Annotated in this window: 12 protein-coding genes; 3 read left to right on the forward strand and 9 right to left on the reverse strand. The window is 49.5% G+C overall.

From position 1 onward, the window contains the following. Positions 1-21: 21 nt before the first annotated feature. A complete protein-coding gene (locus FCL47_RS09605) occupies positions 22-3,345 on the reverse strand; it encodes a transglycosylase domain-containing protein (RefSeq protein ID WP_136813278.1) in 3,324 nt (1,107 codons plus the stop codon). 429 nt (positions 3,346-3,774) lie between these two features. Here FCL47_RS09605 and FCL47_RS09610 point away from each other — a divergent pair, with 429 nt between their 5' ends. The 3 genes from FCL47_RS09610 to yhbY all read left to right on the forward strand — a co-directional run bounded on the left by FCL47_RS09610 (position 3,775) and on the right by yhbY (position 7,181). Then, the gene (locus FCL47_RS09610; RefSeq protein WP_167496438.1) at positions 3,775-5,307 is read left to right on the forward strand and encodes a LysM peptidoglycan-binding domain-containing protein; all 1,533 of its coding nucleotides are present in this window, start codon (positions 3,775-3,777) and stop codon (positions 5,305-5,307) included. A 156-nt stretch (positions 5,308-5,463) separates the two neighbouring features. Next, a complete protein-coding gene (locus FCL47_RS09615; protein ID WP_136813280.1) occupies positions 5,464-6,669 on the forward strand; it encodes a TraB/GumN family protein in 1,206 nt (401 codons plus the stop codon). Between the two features lie 164 nt (positions 6,670-6,833). Beyond that, complete coding sequence (gene yhbY / locus FCL47_RS09620) at positions 6,834-7,181, forward strand: ribosome assembly RNA-binding protein YhbY (protein WP_136813281.1); 348 nt, start codon at positions 6,834-6,836, stop codon at positions 7,179-7,181. A gap of 22 nt (positions 7,182-7,203) precedes the next feature. On the opposite strand, the gene FCL47_RS09625 is transcribed toward yhbY, so the two are convergent. The 8 genes from FCL47_RS09625 to infB all read right to left on the reverse strand — a co-directional run bounded on the left by FCL47_RS09625 (position 7,204) and on the right by infB (position 16,531). Then, entirely contained in the window at positions 7,204-7,971 is a 768-nt protein-coding gene (locus tag FCL47_RS09625; RefSeq protein ID WP_136813282.1) for an MBL fold metallo-hydrolase, read from the reverse strand. A 5-nt stretch (positions 7,972-7,976) separates the two neighbouring features. Continuing rightward, complete coding sequence (gene dut / locus FCL47_RS09630) at positions 7,977-8,432, reverse strand: dUTP diphosphatase (RefSeq protein WP_136813283.1); 456 nt, start codon at positions 8,430-8,432, stop codon at positions 7,977-7,979. A gap of 106 nt (positions 8,433-8,538) precedes the next feature. Continuing rightward, positions 8,539-10,617 carry a polyribonucleotide nucleotidyltransferase gene (gene pnp, locus FCL47_RS09635; RefSeq protein WP_136813284.1) on the reverse strand — a complete coding sequence of 693 codons (2,079 nt, stop codon included), beginning with the start codon at positions 10,615-10,617 and terminating at the stop codon, positions 8,539-8,541. A 198-nt stretch (positions 10,618-10,815) separates the two neighbouring features. Continuing rightward, positions 10,816-11,085, reverse strand: coding sequence for a 30S ribosomal protein S15 (gene rpsO / locus FCL47_RS09640; RefSeq protein WP_136813285.1), 270 nt, complete (start codon positions 11,083-11,085; stop codon positions 10,816-10,818). A 428-nt stretch (positions 11,086-11,513) separates the two neighbouring features. After that, entirely contained in the window at positions 11,514-12,266 is a 753-nt protein-coding gene (truB, locus tag FCL47_RS09645; protein ID WP_136813286.1) for a tRNA pseudouridine(55) synthase TruB, read from the reverse strand. Between the two features lie 49 nt (positions 12,267-12,315). Next, the gene (locus FCL47_RS09650) at positions 12,316-13,329 is read right to left on the reverse strand and encodes a bifunctional oligoribonuclease/PAP phosphatase NrnA (RefSeq protein ID WP_240744190.1); all 1,014 of its coding nucleotides are present in this window, start codon (positions 13,327-13,329) and stop codon (positions 12,316-12,318) included. Next, positions 13,298-13,720, reverse strand: a complete 423-nt coding sequence (gene rbfA, locus FCL47_RS09655) for a 30S ribosome-binding factor RbfA (protein ID WP_136813287.1) — start codon at positions 13,718-13,720, stop codon at positions 13,298-13,300. The genes FCL47_RS09650 and rbfA overlap by 32 nt, the downstream gene beginning before the upstream one ends. Positions 13,721-13,735: 15 nt before the next feature. Then, positions 13,736-16,531, reverse strand: a complete 2,796-nt coding sequence (gene infB, locus FCL47_RS09660; protein ID WP_136813288.1) for a translation initiation factor IF-2 — start codon at positions 16,529-16,531, stop codon at positions 13,736-13,738. Between the last annotated feature and the right edge of the window lie 55 nt (positions 16,532-16,586).

Consider the following 16,586-nt stretch of genomic DNA (forward strand, 5'->3'; position numbering starts at 1 on the left):
ATCAGTGGAACTTTCTCTGGGTCACTGACCGGCCTCAGCAGAATTTTTCCAGAACGGCTGAAAATTTCTTTCCATAACAAATCGCCCTGTCTCGGTGGTACTGCCGAAAGTCTGGATGGAAGGCTGCTGGCGGGACATATCCTTTACCTGCACGACCGGTTCAATGACCCTGCCGCCATTATCCAACGCCACCCCGACATTTATCTGACCGAGATTGTCTCTTTGTATCCCGAGACCATTAAACGATACATCCACGGTATCCAGTCTCGATGCATAATGCTGCTCCTGCATCAGGTCATTGACGATCTGGCTCCAGGTGGGAAGAGCACCGGCTGCGCCGCTTATCCGACTTGAATTTCGACGCATCGATTCATTATTGTCAAAGCCGACATAAACGCCAACAGCATACCCATCCCGAAGATTCATTGCCACCCCGTTTTCGGTAATTCCGGGTAAATAGCCAAAAAACGAGGCATTGGTATAATCATTGGCGGTACCGGTCTTGCCGAGCAAAGGAACCGGGAGATTCATTTTGGCAATTTTGGCACCGGTTCCCTCGTCATCGTCGCGCAACCGGACGTTCTTTGTTGCATCTCTTCCCGTGCCGAACTTGACGACATTTTCGAGAATACTGCCAACAGCCAGGCTGGTTTTTGGATCAACCACCTGTTTTCTGTACGGTTTTGGCTGATAAAGTATTTCCCCATCGGCGGATTCAATACGATCGAGAATCGCCATTGAGTCATTGCCGCCCTCCCCCTCCTGCTCGATTTTATTACTGTCGCCGAACGTGGTGACATGCCCGGTAACCAGTCCTTCATACATTCTTGTCGCTTCCAGCAGAGTTATGACATTGGAGCCGAGCGGAAAAGAAAGGACGGGGGCAAGATTACTTTGAATTCCAAGCTGCTCTGACAATCGAATAAGGTAATACAGCCCAACCGTTATGCGAAAATCCTCAACCTGGGAAAGTACTTCAATACTGTATGGCAATTCATCGCTGAGTTTTTCATATTCTTGATCCAGCTGCTCTGCCACCTTGTCAAAGGCACCGACGCTCAGCATCCCGTTCAGTTTAATGTTTTCCCAGAAACGATAATTTTCCGCATAGTTCAGCCAGGTGAGATGATTGCGCAGTTCGGTGTGGTCCACCCGCTGCAGATTTCCCTTTTCCCCCTGCAGCCGCAAAAAAGAATATTCTCCGGATTGCCTGTCCAGATAGAGTGCTGCACCGCCGGTAGAATCGAAAAAATCGGTGGCATCGGCTCCTGCAACCGGCTCGATCAGTGACCTGTAGGTTTTTAATTCCTTTCTGAGAGGTTCCAGTGACAGATAATAATTCGACAACAGAGATTTACGTAACCAGAGTTCATTGACCTCAGAACCGGTAAGTTTCGATCCTGACAGCTTTCTTGCTCTGTCAATATCCTGCGAATAATCCGGATAGTTGAGTCCATATGGTAATTGTTTTAAGATCTCATACTCATTCATCTTTCCATCAAAGATAAAATCAGTCTCCAGATTCTCAACTGCCAGGCGGTACGCTGAAGCCCGCAGGACATCACGCGTCACCTGGATACCGTATTTGTCACGAATCCTTGCCCGGTAGCTTCGATACGATTCTTCCTCTCCCTCTGCCGTTTTGGGCCCCAGGCCGACCATGTCGGCAACCTCGGCCAACTGACTGGTCGTCAGTTTGTCGCACAGATGGGACAACAGCCACACGGAAGCAACGTTTTCGGAGAGGACTCCCGCCCAACTCATCGAAACCCAGTCATAGGGACTATTATGATCGGGGCGTGGGAAATAAGCCTGATTGTTATAGACAAAAACACTTCGACTGTTTTTCAGACTGTCAGCGCTGTTCCAGCCCAGCTGCAACGCGGCCGTGTAAACCAGTGGCTTGAGGGCAGACCCCATTTGTCTTTTGGCCTGGACGGCCCGATTGAAAAAGCGATTCTCGGTGCCGCCGGCCATGGCCTTGATGGTACCATTTTTGAGTACCAGAGCCCCGCCCTGTACCTGTGGGTATTTTTGCAAATCAAGCAGTACAGATTCGTTCTCCACAACTTCTCGTACACTCACCCACACCCTGTCCCCGACCTGCAGCTGGCTGACAAGTTTTGCCTGATCCCCTTTCCCACTCTTACTCCAGCGACTTTCCTGCCATCGCAGCCTTGCCGTGGTGAGTCCGGCTAGACCTTTTGCATCAACCACACCCTGGCCCAGTTGTTTATCGAGCGTGACGAGAATACGGATGTTTTCGCCCTTGCCTTCAATTTTTTCGATTCGACCAAAAAGAAATGCACCATTGCGCACCACGGAATCCCCGGTGTAATCAAGCTTGGCCAGCTCTGCCTGCACTTCCTGCCGTTCATAGCCCCTGAGGCGAACATCCAATCGAGAGAGTTCATCACGCAACGCAGCAAGCGTGCTTTCCTGCAGATCTCGATCAATAGTGGTGATCACGCGAAGCCCGGAGCTCGAAATATTGGTCACATCATGCGCCTCAAGACCTTCGAGGACTTCCGTTGAAGAAACCGCATCTCTTACCAGTTCCATTGCATAATCGAGGTCATAGCCGACTTTACCGTTTTTAAAATCAATTATTTTATCAATGGAATCATTATAACCAGCAGCATCGATCATGCCTAAATCGCGCATTTTATCGAGAACATATCTGGTCCGTGCCTGGGCACGCACTCGGGCGAGCTGGGCTGCCAGCTCGGTTTTTTTGATAAAAGGATTATAATAATTCGGCTGTTTGACACTCCCGGCAATAAAAGCACATTCGATCAGCGACAATTCATTCGGCGTTTTATCAAAATAATATCTGGCGGCAATACCAAGCCCATGCCCGTTGCCGCTCACATAAAATTGGTTGGCGTAGAATTCGAAAATCGTTTCCTTTGGATAATAGTATTCCAGCCGCAGCGCAAAGAGCAGTTCTTTAATCTTTGCCTCAACCGACCTGTCTGTTCTTTTAAAGAGATTCTTGGCTGTCTGCTGCGTCAAGGTACTGCCACCCTGAACCACTCTCCCAGCCTGGATATTTTTTATGATTGCCCGCCCTATGCCGACAATATCAAAGCCCATGTGGGTGAAAAACCGATTGTCCTCGGATGCCACCATGGCGTTGACAAAATTCTTGGGAATCTCACTGTAAGACACATACTGACGGTGGGCTGTATCAAAAAAAACCCCCAGTTTGGTCGTGCCGTCACTATAAAACACAGGACTTTCTTTGCCAAGAATCGCATGGATGTTTTCGATCTTTATTTCATCACCTGGTTCAAGAACAACCAACTGATAGATTTTTGCGGCCAAGGCAGCTATTCCGATCACACAAATAGCTGTTACGAATAGAAATAACTTTTTCAACGCGATACCAAAAATATATTTAATGCACAAGACACCTGACAGAGAATAACTTGCTATCCCGGTGCTGAACAAGGTATAAACCTTGCATTTAATGAGTAATTCTGTTTTAAATGCAAAATCTTACTATAATCGGACAGGTAAGAATGTACATGGTTAGCCAATATATCTCAACAGGCTAATTAGGAAATCTCCTGTCTTTTTCATAACCTTTCCTGATACGGACGACTCTCATATCGACTAATGACCTCACTATCTAAAACTCTCGTTACCTGTTTCACGCTGGCGATTTTTGCGTCTCTTCTGTCAAGTTGCGCAAATAACACGAATTTTGGTATCAATCCTGATACTTATTCCACGCAGAAAGCCGAAAATTCCTCTTCCGAAACAGACGACGTGCAGCTCGAGAATGTAGAATCCAAGTCCTGTCACGATGAAGAACTGGTCGCCCTCAGCCGCACAGGAGCATGGGACGAAAAAATGTCCTGGGACAAAAGCACCTTAACCGCCGGCTCGCGGTACAAGTTTCCTGTGGTGTTTAATAAAAAAGTCGATATGTACCTCAATCTGTTTCAGACTACTCAGCGAGATACATTTAGTCGATGGCTGGCCAAGTCGGCCATGTATCGACCTCTGATCGAAAAAGAGCTGGCCGCGGCCGGACTGCCGAAAGATCTGCTGTATCTGGCGATGATTGAAAGCGGCTACAATCAGCTGGCCTGCTCCAGCGCCAACGCCGTTGGACTCTGGCAATTCATGCAGGCCACCGGGGAAGAGTACGACCTGCAGGTAGACAAATATGTCGACGAACGGCGCGACCCTGTCAAATCAACCAAGGCCGCTGTTACATATCTCTCCGATCTGTATCAGGAATTCAATGACTGGCATCTCGCAGTCGCCGCCTATAATGGTGGACCTGGCACCATCCGCAATGGTCTTAAACTGCACAATGTGGATAATTTCTGGGATCTTGCCAGCAAAGACTATCTGGCTCTTGAGACCAAACGATATGTGCCGAAACTCATTGCCGCCCTGCTGATCGCCAAAGACCCGGCAAAATACGGCTTTACAGATATAGCCTACGCCGCGCCGGTGCACTATGATACTATTAGCGTCGGACCGGGCATGAGCCTGGAGGCCATTGCCCTGATCAGCAACAGCACAACCCAACAGATACGATCGTTGAACCAGGAACTGCGGCTTGGTAAAACACCGCTCAATACCGCGCGGTACGAAGTGAAAATTCCCGATGCGACTGCAGATCTGGCTGCCAGAAATTTGTCTCGGCTGCAAAGAGTCGTCAACGTTGACTACAAAACCTACAAAGTGGCCAAAGGGGATACTCTTTCAAAAATCAGTAATAAATATAACGTCAGCAAAACAACCCTTCTTCAGGTAAACAATTTACGCAGCAAGAAACTGGCCTATGGCCGAAGCTTACGAATTCCGTACAACACCATTAGCTACCAGCTTCTCCCCGAGGGAGCCTCCGGGGCTAAAACTGCATATAAAAATGGTCTGGTCCTGCACCGGATAAAAAAGGGTGAAACTCTTTCCGGCATAGCCGATCTCTACCATGTTCCACCGCAAATGATTGTTTCCTGGAATAAACTTAAAAGTTCCCACGCCATCCGGGCAGGCCAGCAATTGTCCCTGTACGTCAATCGTCCAGGAACAAAACAGCTGAAGTCGGTTGTAACTGTTGCATCCAATAAAACCATCAAATCGATTACCCCCAGACTGCACAAGACCTTACTGTCACAAGCTGTACCCGAGTCACCGTTTGCGCAATATAGCGTGCAGGACGGCGATTCGCTCTGGACCATCTCGAGAAAATTCAGTGCATCAACTGCAGAAATCAAAAAATGGAATAATTTGACCTCCGATTTGATTCAGCCGGGTTCCATACTCAAACTGAAAAAAGTGTAGCCGCAGACACGCAACATGAATTATGCATGACAAAAGGAATGTTAATGCCTACCTTGAGTCATGCTGCAGGCAACCGTCTCGATGTATCTAATGCCTCTGAAAGGCCCTACTCCGCACCCAACCGGTGTACCTCTCCCGAAATAACGAAAAATACTCATGTCAACAATCGATGCACCTTACCCAGCTCACCAAGACTATGGCAATGATGTTCATGTGGTCGAATACGGTGAGCAAACAATCATTGTAGTAGGAACGGCTCATATATCCCAGGAATCGGTAAACCTGGTAAAGAGGGTCATTGAACAGGAACGGCCTGACTGTGTCTGCCTGGAACTCGATGACAAAAGATATCAGGCCCTTACGCAAAAACAGCAGTGGGATGCTCTCGACCTGAAAACAATTATTAAAAACAAGCAGCTTTCAACCCTGCTCATTAGTCTGCTTATGGCTTCCTACCAGAAACGACTGGGGGGAAAGCTCGGCGTGATACCGGGGGCGGAACTGCTGATGGCTGCCCAGACGGCAAAAGAATTGGATATCCCTGTTTCATTGTGTGATCGTGACGTGCGTATCACTCTGCGACGGGCGTGGAAATCCACCTCTTTTCTCAAGAAGGGGTATTTAGTCGCCTCACTGCTGGCCAGCCTTTTTGATAAAAGTGAAATATCGGCGGAAAAACTTGAGGAACTCAAGCAAAAGGATGTACTTACCGAGTTGATGGATGAAATGGGTGACACCCTGCCCGATCTCAAACGGGTGTTGATCGACGAGCGGGATCTGTATCTTGTTGAAAAAATAAAATCCTCTCCCGGTAAAAGAATAGTTGCCGTCGTCGGTGCCGGCCATGTTGCCGGTATGCTCGATAAATTCGCCATCGACAACAGGCATAAAATAGCGGAGGTCACCCTCATCCCTCCGGTATCAAAAGGATACAAAATTGCCGGCTGGACCATTCCTTTGCTGATAATCGGGTCTATCGGGGTGATCGGATCCCAGAAAGGTGTCGCCGAAGCAGGCCACAACATTCTGTTCTGGGTCCTTGCAAACGGAATCCCATCGGCTATCGGCGCGCTGCTGGCCCTCGCTCATCCATTGACGACACTGAGCGCCTTTGCCGCAGCCCCCCTGACCAGTCTGACTCCGGTCATCGGTGCAGGCTATGTCACCGCTTTTATCCAGGTGCTCACCTGCCCGCCGGTTGTTAAAGAGTTTGAATCCGCCGGTGAAGATATCGGCTCCTTTGCCGGATGGTGGAAAAATCGTCTTCTCAGAATATTTCTTGTTTTCCTTTTTACCGGCCTGGGTTCCGCCATTGGAACCTGGGTTGGCGGTTACGAAATATTTAAAAATCTGGTCAGCTGATTACACCACAGATGAGAGTATTTAAAACATATATCAGAATACAGGCACTACAAGTTGCAGTTAACGATCACGGAGCAGAAAGCCGTAGGTGAGGATTGCTCACGCCGTTGGCTCGCTTTTATCACACCCTCTATTATTATTTACAGGAAAAAGGTACCCTTTCAATGTCAGAAAAGAAGACGCAAGCAGCACCAACATTAACCACCAGACAAAAACAGTTCCTTAAGGGGCTTGCCCATCCACTCAATCCGCTGGTACAGATCGGCAAAGACGAGTTAAGTCCGGGCGTTATAGAAACTATAAAAACAGAACTGACCCGTCACGAGCTTATCAAGGTAAAGATCGGCAGTAATTGCGGTCTTGATAAAAACGAGACATCTGTCACCCTCTCCGAACTGACGGCAAGTGCTCTGGTGCAATTAATCGGCAAGACAATAGTGCTCTATAAACCAAATCCGAAAAGAGCCAAAGACAAGAGAATTCTTCTGCCCAAGGCAAGCGTAACCATGTGAATGGCCAGTGTCTACGATGCCATCATAGCTCCACCAGAGGGGTGGCGATATCCTGGCCCGCGATAACCAGCGAGGTTTCTCCCCATTGCTCAACTGCCTGAAGGGCCGCCGCACGAGCCAGTTCAGGGGTGTTATTGATGGCACTGAGATGGGCCAGAACTGCCGTACGGAGATGCTCGCCGATGAGTCCGGCCAGGAAGTCGGCGGCATCCTCATTTGACAGATGCCCCCGACTGGAACGGACCCGCTGCTGGAGCGGTAAAGGGTAGGGTCCATTTTTCAACAACTGCAGATTGTGATTGAACTCGAGAATGAGTCCATTGCATTGGGCCAGGCGTTGGCCTATCAGGTGTGAGACCTTCCCGGTATCGGTTAGGTAGCCGAGACTGCTCTTGCCATCACTGATTACATAACCGACCGGGTCGGCGGTATCGTGGGAGATGCGAAACGATCGAACCTGCAGGTCGCCGATCTGCAGAATATCACCGGTCTCAAACTCCTTATGCACGGCAAGTCGCCCTATCTTTTTTTCTCCGGCCGCAAAGGTCCCGCCATTAATATAGGTAGGAATTTTACATCGCCGTGAAAGAACACCGACGCCGCAGATATGGTCGTTATGCTCATGGGTAATGCACAGTGCATGCACCCTGGCCAAATCACGGCCAATCGACTGCAAGCGCGCCTCAATTTCTTTACCGGAAAACCCGGCATCTATTAAAATACCGGTCCGGCCACTTTCAATATAAACGGAATTGCCTCGACTTCCACTGCCCAGAACTGAAAAACGCATCCCTGTCAACCTCCGGTATGACCAAAGCCGCCGGCATCCCGGTCGGTCTTGTCGAGCACCTTTACTTCGCGAAGCACAGCCCGGACAACAGGGGCCAGGACAAGCTGGGCAATACGAGCACCTCTGTGTATGGTGTAGGGATCCTTGCCAAGGTTTACGAGGGCAATCTTGACCTCACCCCGATAGTCGGCATCTATTGTACCCGGACTGTTGAGGATAGTTATACCATGTTGCACGGCCAGTCCGCTGCGGGGGCGCACCTGTAGTTCGTATCCCTCGGGCAGCGCAACCCCGAAGCCGGTTGGAATCAAGACCCGTTCCCCGGGCTGCAGCACGATATTCTCTTGAACCCCGGCTTCGACATCCATGCCCGCCGCACCGATGGTCTCGTAGTGCGGAGGATGCAGATCCCGTTCGTTGGCCGGGATCAGCCAGCACAATTTCACTTCTATTCCATCCATATTTGCCACCGTCTTGTCCTTGACCCACGGTCGATTCATGAATAAAAAAGCCGACATTCTTTGCAGAACGCCGGCTCATTATCAACACCTTACACCGCTGATAGTCTTATTCTTCCATCAGGGCCTTACGGCTCAGGCGGATCCTGCCGCGGTTATCTACGTCGAGAACCTTGACTTCAATCACATCGCCTTCTTTTACCACGTCGGTAACCTTCGCCACCCGTTTGGTATCCAGTTCGGAGATATGCACCAGTCCATCAGTGCCAGGAAGAATCTCGACAAACGCACCGAAATCCTTAATGGTTTTAACAACCCCTTTATATACGGCACCAACTTCAGCTTCGGCGGTAATTGCCTTTACCCTGGCAACAAGGGCATCGGCGAGTTCTCCGCTCAACGCGAACATTTTTATAAGTCCGGAATCATCAACTTCAATCTTGGCATCAAATTCAGCGGAAAGTTCCTTGATGATCTTACCACCAGGACCAATGATATCGCGAATCTTATCCGGATTGATTTTGTGAACCATATACTTAGGCGCGTGTTCCGCAACATTGTCACGTGATTTGGAGATTCCTTTCTCCATTTCAGCAAGAATATGGACCCGTCCTTCTTTTGCCTGGTCAAGGGCTTTCCCCATGATAGCCCGATCGACACCATCGATTTTAATGTCCATCTGCAGCGAGGTGATCCCGTCGCAGGTGCCGACAACCTTGAAGTCCATATCGCCGAGATGATCTTCGTCACCGAGGATATCTGAGAGGACGACAACTTTATCCCCTTCTTTGATCAACCCCATGGCAATACCGGATACCGGCCGTTTCAAAGGCACACCGGCATCCATCATCGCCATACTGCCACCACATACCGTGGCCATGGAGGAGGAACCGTTGGATTCAAGAATTTCTGAAACCACCCTGATCGAATAGGGAAAGTCTTCTTCCGCCGGGAGTACCGCTTCAAGTCCACGGGTCGCCAGATTGCCATGACCTATGTCACGACGGGATGGACCTCGTAAAAATCGTGCTTCCCCTACGCAGTAAGGAGGGAAATTATAATGCAGCATGAACCGATTGGTCTGTTCGCCCTGCAGGGTCTCAACTCGCTGCTTATCACGTTCGCTGCCGAGGGTGGTAGTCACCAGCGCCTGGGTCTCGCCACGGGTAAACAGTGCTGATCCGTGGGTACGCGGCAGATACTCTGTTTCGCAGCTGATCGAGCGAACTTCATTAAATTTTCGTCCACCGATCCGAATCTCACTGTTGACTATCTTCTCGCGCATAAAAGATTTTTTATAGGCAGAAAGCAAATCTTTAACCTTACCGCTCATCTCCCCATCAGGATCAATCGCAGCGAGAACCTCTTCCTTGAGAACGTCATAAACATTGCCCCGTTCAAGTTTATCGGAGGTATTGAAAACCTTCTCCATTCCTGCGGCGGCAACTTCGCGAATCTTTGCCAACAATTCTTCGTCAACCGGCGGTGTCTCAACGTGCTGTTTCGGTTTGCCGGAAGATTTCTGCAGCTCGTCCTGCAAATCGATTAACGGCTGCAGGTGCTCAAAGGCGTAAAAAATACCGGAAAGGACTTCATCTTCACTCAATTCATCAACCTTTCCTTCAACCATGACTACCGCTTTTCTGGTACAGGCAACAATGATGTCCATTGAAGATTTAGCCAGTTCAGCAATTGTCGGATTAAGGATATACTCCCCGTTGACCAAGCCGATCCTGCCTCCGGCAACTGGACCGGCAAAAGGGACATTGGAAATGGTCAGGGCACAGGAAGCACCGGTGAGCGCCAGAACATCAGGCAGAACGTCGTGGTCTGCGGAAAGAACGGTTGCAATAACCTGCGTTTCTGCGGAATATCCCTTCGGGAAAAGGGGTCGAAGCGGTCGATCGATAATTCTGCAGGTAAGCACTTCATTATCGCTTGGCCTGCCGATTTCGCGTCGGAAGTAATTTCCAGGTATTCTGCCAACCGAGGCAAGTTTTTCCTGATATTCAATGGTGAGTGGCAAAAAGTCGGCATCCGGTTTACTCAAACCTGCGCCGACGACAGTGACCAGCACAATGGTGTCCCCTGAACGTATGACGACAGAGCCTGATGCCTGTTTGGCAATTTTTCCTGTTTCGATGGATATTTTTTTTCCACCAATTTCAGTTTCAACTTTATTAAACATGTTTTCTCCAGATGTGTAGCATCAGGGAAAGGCGCAGCGCCAATTTATCCGACTGGATTATCCACCAGCCCCGTATGCTTTTTTTCTCGGTTTTCCTTAAACAACAAAAACCCCAAACAATCCTTAAACTGGGGGACTGTTTGAGGTAAAAAATGGCACTATGCCCAGTTCAACAAGTGAACCGTCCGGCAACAAAATCTATTTACGAAGACCAAGTTCCTGCAGCATCGTTCGATATTTGTTGACGTCTTTCTTCTTCAGATAATCAAGCAGACTGCGTCGCTGTCCGACAAGTTTAAGGAGTCCCTGTCTTGAATGATGATCTTTTTTGTGCACCTTAAAGTGCTCGGTGAGGTACTGAATTCGATCAGTAAGAAGGGCAATCTGCACCTCTGATGAACCGGTGTCGGTCGGATGAATCTTGAACTTCTCAATTATTTCATTTTTACTGACTGCTGACTGTGCCACGACACTCCTCCTGAAACTTTATAAAAAACCTTTTAGTTTACATTCATTAGATACATATTACAACAATTGGTCTGCGCAATCGGTGGCGAACCTGCAGACCTGCTAGATACTTTATTAGTGACTTAGAAATAATTTTCCTGTGTTTTTTACAAGACGATTATTTCGTGAAGGAACTTATCCCGCAAGGCTATTTGGCGGAGTGAGCACCTTAGAAATTCTTACCTGCTCTGCAAGAATAGAATTTCATGTCGAAGGGAGAACTGTACCGACTATTATATAGTCATTTTGTTAAAAAACAACCTGGCACAGGAACTTCCATCGCCCAAAGAGACATGATCGTTTCCCCCCATTCATGTCCTGTCGCACAGAATCTCTGTTTACGGTAAAGGATCTTCCCCTGAACGCCGCATACTAGCTAACAAAAGACATTATTGCAACAGATTACATACCTGTTCGACCGTTATCATTTTCTTAAGACATGCATTCAATGCATCATCGCCGCTTAAATCATCCCAGGTCAAACTCTCATCCACTGAAAAACAGCCACTCCGCGTCCTTCGCAGCTGGACCAGATGGGCACCACAGCCAAGAGACCGGCCGATATCAGCCGCCAGGGTCCGGATATACGTACCTTTGCTGCACACGACCCTGATACAGAGTTCTGCTTCTTCTCCGCTGAGGGTTCGGTTTGCATCGGTGCGCTCAAGGGTTGATATATTTACTTCGCGCGCGTCTTTGCTGATCTCAATTCCCTTCCGGGCATAATAATAGAGAGGTTTGCCGTTATGCTTGAGTGCGGAATATGCAGGAGGTACCTGCATCTGCCTGCCCCTGAATCCCTGCAGGCATTCCTCCACTTGAAGGCTTGATATCTCACCTACCGGACAGCGTGCAGTCACTGCCCCTTCCGTGTCCAGCGTCTCGGTTTCAACTCCCAGCCGAAGCGTCGCCAGGTATTCTTTTTCTCCGTCCATAAACCGTGAAATCAACCTGGTCGCAGGGCGTCCGGCACAGAGGATGAGCAGTCCCGTCGCAAAAGGATCAAGGGTTCCCGCGTGACCTACCTTTTTTATCTTGAGGATTCGGCGTAACCTGCTTACCACCTTAAAAGAGCTGATGCCGACCGGCTTATCGACTAGAAAGACACCGGCGGCAAAGTCTTGAGCAATATCTGGGGCCATGATAACCGTCATTGTGTCAGTCTGTCTCAGAAAAACGAAGCATCGGCACTCAGTTGTTCTCTTGCAATGCCTTGGAGAGTACCTCAACTATTTCCCGGCGTACCCGCTCAATCGATTTTCCCTGACAGCTATAGCCAGCGGCATTGCGGTGACCACCACCATCAAACAGTTTCGCAACTTCTGCGACATCGCATCTGCCTTTGGCGCGCATACTGACGGAAACAAAGCCATTTCCTGTTTCTTTAATAAAAACTGCCACTTTGACGGATCGAAGAGATCGAGGATAGTCTATAAAACCTTCCACATCCTGCAGTGTTGCACCACTTTCCTTAATCATCTGATCCGACACATGCATGAAAGCGATCTGATTGGACTCGTAGAGATTGAGCGTCGAAAGGACCATCTCCATCAATTTCAACCGCTCACGACTATAGTTATCGTAGAGATGACTGCAGACCACCGCCGGTCGGACACCTCTTTCCAGAAGTTCAGAGGCAATCTGCATAGTTCTCGGCCGTGTTGCCTCATAACGAAAAGAACCGGTATCGGTGCAGATGGCAACATACAGGTTAAAGGCACATTTATAGCTTATCGGAACATCAAGCGCCATTGCCAGCTCATACACCATCTCGCCGGTAGAGGAACGTCCCGCTTCAACCCACCGGGCAGTACCGAACTCACTATGCGATTGATGATGATCAATAACGACAAAAGGAGAAACCCGCAAGAACTCCTGTTTGCTTTTACCAAGGCGATCGTCATCACCGCAATCCAGGGCAATACTCATTAAGTTTTGACCGGCAGCAGCAACGAAAGCGCGATACTCATCCATTCTGGTATGGGCCTTGTCGATATCCGGCATGAAAGCATACAGGTGCGTGACCTGTTCTTCCAGGTAACAGAACACATTTTTACCGAGAGTTTCCAGAATATCCGCCAAACCAAAAAGTGATCCTAGAGCATCGCCGTCGGGATGTACATGTGTGAAAAGAACAATATTATCAATTGCTCTAATATCCTGAAGTATCCGTTCAGGAATCATCCTCGCGGGATTCTCTCTCATTGGCTATTTCCTGAAAAATTTCCTCCAGCTCGGCTACCTTCTCCACCACATTATCATAACGGAACTGCAGAGCTGGGGTAAAACGCAGATTAAGCGTTTTGGCAATATGACTGCGCATGAATCCCTTGGCCGCATCAAGGCCTATTCCCGCCTCTTTGATTTCTTTTTTCCCGCCGAGAACGGTGAAGAATATCTTGGCCGTGCTCAAGTCATCCGGCACCTCCACCCGAGAGAGGCTCACTCCCTGCAGACGTGGATCACGCACCTTGTTCAGCAGCAGAATAGCCAGTTCGTTTCTGATAGCCTCGGCCACCCTCGATGAACGCTTTTTTTCACTTTTTCCACCTATACCGATGGAGTCCAGTGTCTGTTTGGGATCCCAGATTGTCACAGTGTAACCTTTTCTCTAAAGGGTCGCCTCGACTTCGTTCATAACGAAAGCCTCTATATTGTCGCCCACTTTTATATCATTAAACTTCTCGACGCCGATACCGCATTCATACCCCGACGCAACTTCCTTCACATCGTCTTTAAAGCGCCGCAACGAATCGATCTTGCCGGTATAAATAACCACTCCGTCTCGGAGTACGCGAGCCTTGGCAGTCCTGAGAATCTTGCCGTTAAGCACAGAACAGCCGGCGATTGTACCAATTTTCGGGACACTGAAGGTTTCGCGAACCTCCGCCAGACCAATCACCTCTTCTTCAAAGGTAGGTTCGAGCATCCCGACCATTGCCTTGCGAATATCGTCAAGGGCATGATAAATAACATCATAGGACCGGACATCGACGTTCTCTTTGAGCGCCAGTTCCTTAACCTTCACACCAGCCCGGACATTGAAACCGATGATGATGGCGTCAGATGCGGAGGCGAGCAAAATATCAGATTCGGTAATCGTACCGGTCCCTTCGTGCAGGATCTTCACCTTGATTTCCTTGGTGGACAAATCAGCAGCGGCTTTGGCAAAAGCCTCCAGGGTACCCTGTACGTCTGCTCGCAGCACGATACGCAGTTCCTGAACATCGCCTTCGCTCATCTGTTCGAACAACTTATCAAGGGAAATCTTGCTGTTGGCGCCAAGTTCACTTTCTCGCGCCTTCAGGGATCGAACCTGCGAAACACTTCTGGCCATTTTTTCATCCGGCACGACAATAAACTCATCACCGGCACTCGGCACGCCTGAAAGTCCTTGAACTTCCACGGGAATTGAAGGCCCGGCCTCTTTGATTCTCCGCCCCTTATCATCGAGCATCGATCGCACTTTACCACTGTACTGGCCAACAACAAAATATTCGCCGAGACGCAGGGTACCGTCCTGAATCAGAACAGTAGCCACCGGCCCTCTGCCTTTATGCAGCTGCGCTTCGATAACCCGGCCTCTGGCCTTGCGGCTGCTGTCAGCCTGCAGTTCCAGGACTTCCGCCAGCAGCTGAATGGATTCAAGCAGATTATCAATACCGATATGTTTCTTCGCTGACGTCTCACAGTACATGGTGTCGCCGCCCCAATCTTCGGGCATCAGATTGAGTTCAGAAAGTTCTCGTTTAACCCGGTCTATATCCGCATTGTCCTTGTCTATCTTGTTGACTGCGACGAGGATCGGTACTTCGGCAGCCTGGGCATGGTGTATGGCCTCTTTGGTCTGATCCATGACCCCATCGTCGGCGGCTACGACCAGCACGACAATATCGGTAACCTGGGCGCCGCGCGATCGCATTTCGGTGAACGCAGCATGTCCAGGTGTATCAACGAAAGTCACATCCCCAGAGGCGGACCGCACGTGATAGGCACCGATGTGCTGGGTAATACCGCCTGCTTCGCCTTCGGCAACATCGGTTTTTCGAATAGCGTCAAGAATTGAGGTTTTTCCGTGGTCAACATGGCCCATAACCGTAACAACCGGTGACCGGGTTTTCTGCACACCGCCTTCCTCAGCCTCGTTAAGCATTTGCATACCGAGTTCTTCGGTAATCCCCTGCTCGACTTCATAGTCGAAATCAGCGGCGATGAGTACGGCCGTTTCCACATCAACTGATTGATTGATCGTGGCCATCACCCCAAGCCCCATGAGTTTGGCTATAACATCACTGGCTTTAATCTTCATCCGCTGAGCAAGATCGCCAACCGTTATGGCGTCATACACTTTGAAGCGCTTTTTGCTCGCCTTCATTTCCGCGGGCGGTGAAATCACTTTTGCCGCCTTTCTGCTTCTCTTGCCGCGGCGTCCACCTTCTTTCGCCTGATAGTCTTGAGCAAAATGGGTGAATTTGACATTTTTCTGCCCCTTTTTTCCTCCTCGACGAACTTCGGCATTTTTCTCTTCTTTTACCAGCACATTTTTTTTGCCTTTTTTCTTGATCCTGCCGGTATCATCGACGGTGGGTGCAATGGGCGTTCTTGAGGGCGCCGTATCGGGCTGTCTCTGCTGAACCGGTCGTACCCCTTTTTTCTTCACCGGGCGGGGGGACCTCTCCTCAACCGTCGGTAATTCGATAGTGCGCACGACCCTGGCCATAGGTTTTTTCTGTGCCGGCAACTTTTCTTTCTTTCCGGGGCGGGAGACCGCTGCTACTTTCACAGCTTCCTTTGCTTCGCTTACAGCGGAAGAAGGAACTGCTGTTTTCTCGTCAGTTGCTGCCTCGCTGGCAGCAACTGTCGGCTTTTTGTCCTCTGCGGCGACTGTCTCCGCAGAGACGCCACTCTTCGGTGCGTTGATGCTCTCAGGCTCCTCCACCGGGGGTGCTACTGGAGCGGCGGCTACAGGGGCCTGGGGCGTGACAGGCTGTTTCTCTTCTATAACCGTAACAGTTTCCTGCAAAGAAACCTCCTCTGCTTGTTTTTCTTCTACACTTTCGCGCACGGCGACCGGAGGTTTCTCAACAACCTCTTCCGGCTTTGTCGCGGACAGGTCGGTCTCTGGTTCAGTTTCCGGAGCGTCCTCAACAACGGCAGGCCTGCGCCTGATTACCGTTGCCCTGCGCCGGATTACTGTCGGGCCATCTTTATCGCTATCAATACGCTTTTCGACAAGCTCGGTATTTGCCGATTTCAGAATGGTATTCCGAATCATCTCAGCTGTTTCGTCGTCAACAGATGAACTGTGGCCTTTAATGTCAAAGCCCTGTTCAATCAGTTTATCCGTCAACGCTTTACTGCTCATGCCAGCCTCCTTGGCCAACTCATACACCCTGATTCTGCTCATCCTTTACTCCCGTATTGCATCGCAACCATCATTTCATTTATCAATTACCTAGGTG

Origin of the sequence: Desulfopila sp. IMCC35006 (genome assembly GCF_005116645.1) — a bacterium.
GTDB lineage: Bacteria > Desulfobacterota > Desulfobulbia > Desulfobulbales > Desulfocapsaceae > Desulforhopalus_A.

What these genes read in the sequence shown, in the direction of transcription:
- FCL47_RS09615 (WP_136813280.1), top strand. Translation starts at nt 5,464, where the DNA reads ATGTCAACAATCGATGCACCTTACCCAGCTCACCAAGACTATGGCAAT.
- yhbY (WP_136813281.1), top strand. Translation starts at nt 6,834, where the DNA reads ATGTCAGAAAAGAAGACGCAAGCAGCACCAACATTAACCACCAGACAA.
- FCL47_RS09625 (WP_136813282.1), bottom strand. Translation starts at nt 7,971, where the DNA reads ATGCGTTTTTCAGTTCTGGGCAGTGGAAGTCGAGGCAATTCCGTTTAT.
- dut (WP_136813283.1), bottom strand. Translation starts at nt 8,432, where the DNA reads ATGGATGGAATAGAAGTGAAATTGTGCTGGCTGATCCCGGCCAACGAA.
- pnp (WP_136813284.1), bottom strand. Translation starts at nt 10,617, where the DNA reads ATGTTTAATAAAGTTGAAACTGAAATTGGTGGAAAAAAAATATCCATC.
- truB (WP_136813286.1), bottom strand. Translation starts at nt 12,266, where the DNA reads ATGGCCCCAGATATTGCTCAAGACTTTGCCGCCGGTGTCTTTCTAGTC.
- FCL47_RS09650 (WP_240744190.1), bottom strand. Translation starts at nt 13,329, where the DNA reads ATGAGAGAGAATCCCGCGAGGATGATTCCTGAACGGATACTTCAGGAT.
- infB (WP_136813288.1), bottom strand. Translation starts at nt 16,531, where the DNA reads ATGAGCAGAATCAGGGTGTATGAGTTGGCCAAGGAGGCTGGCATGAGC.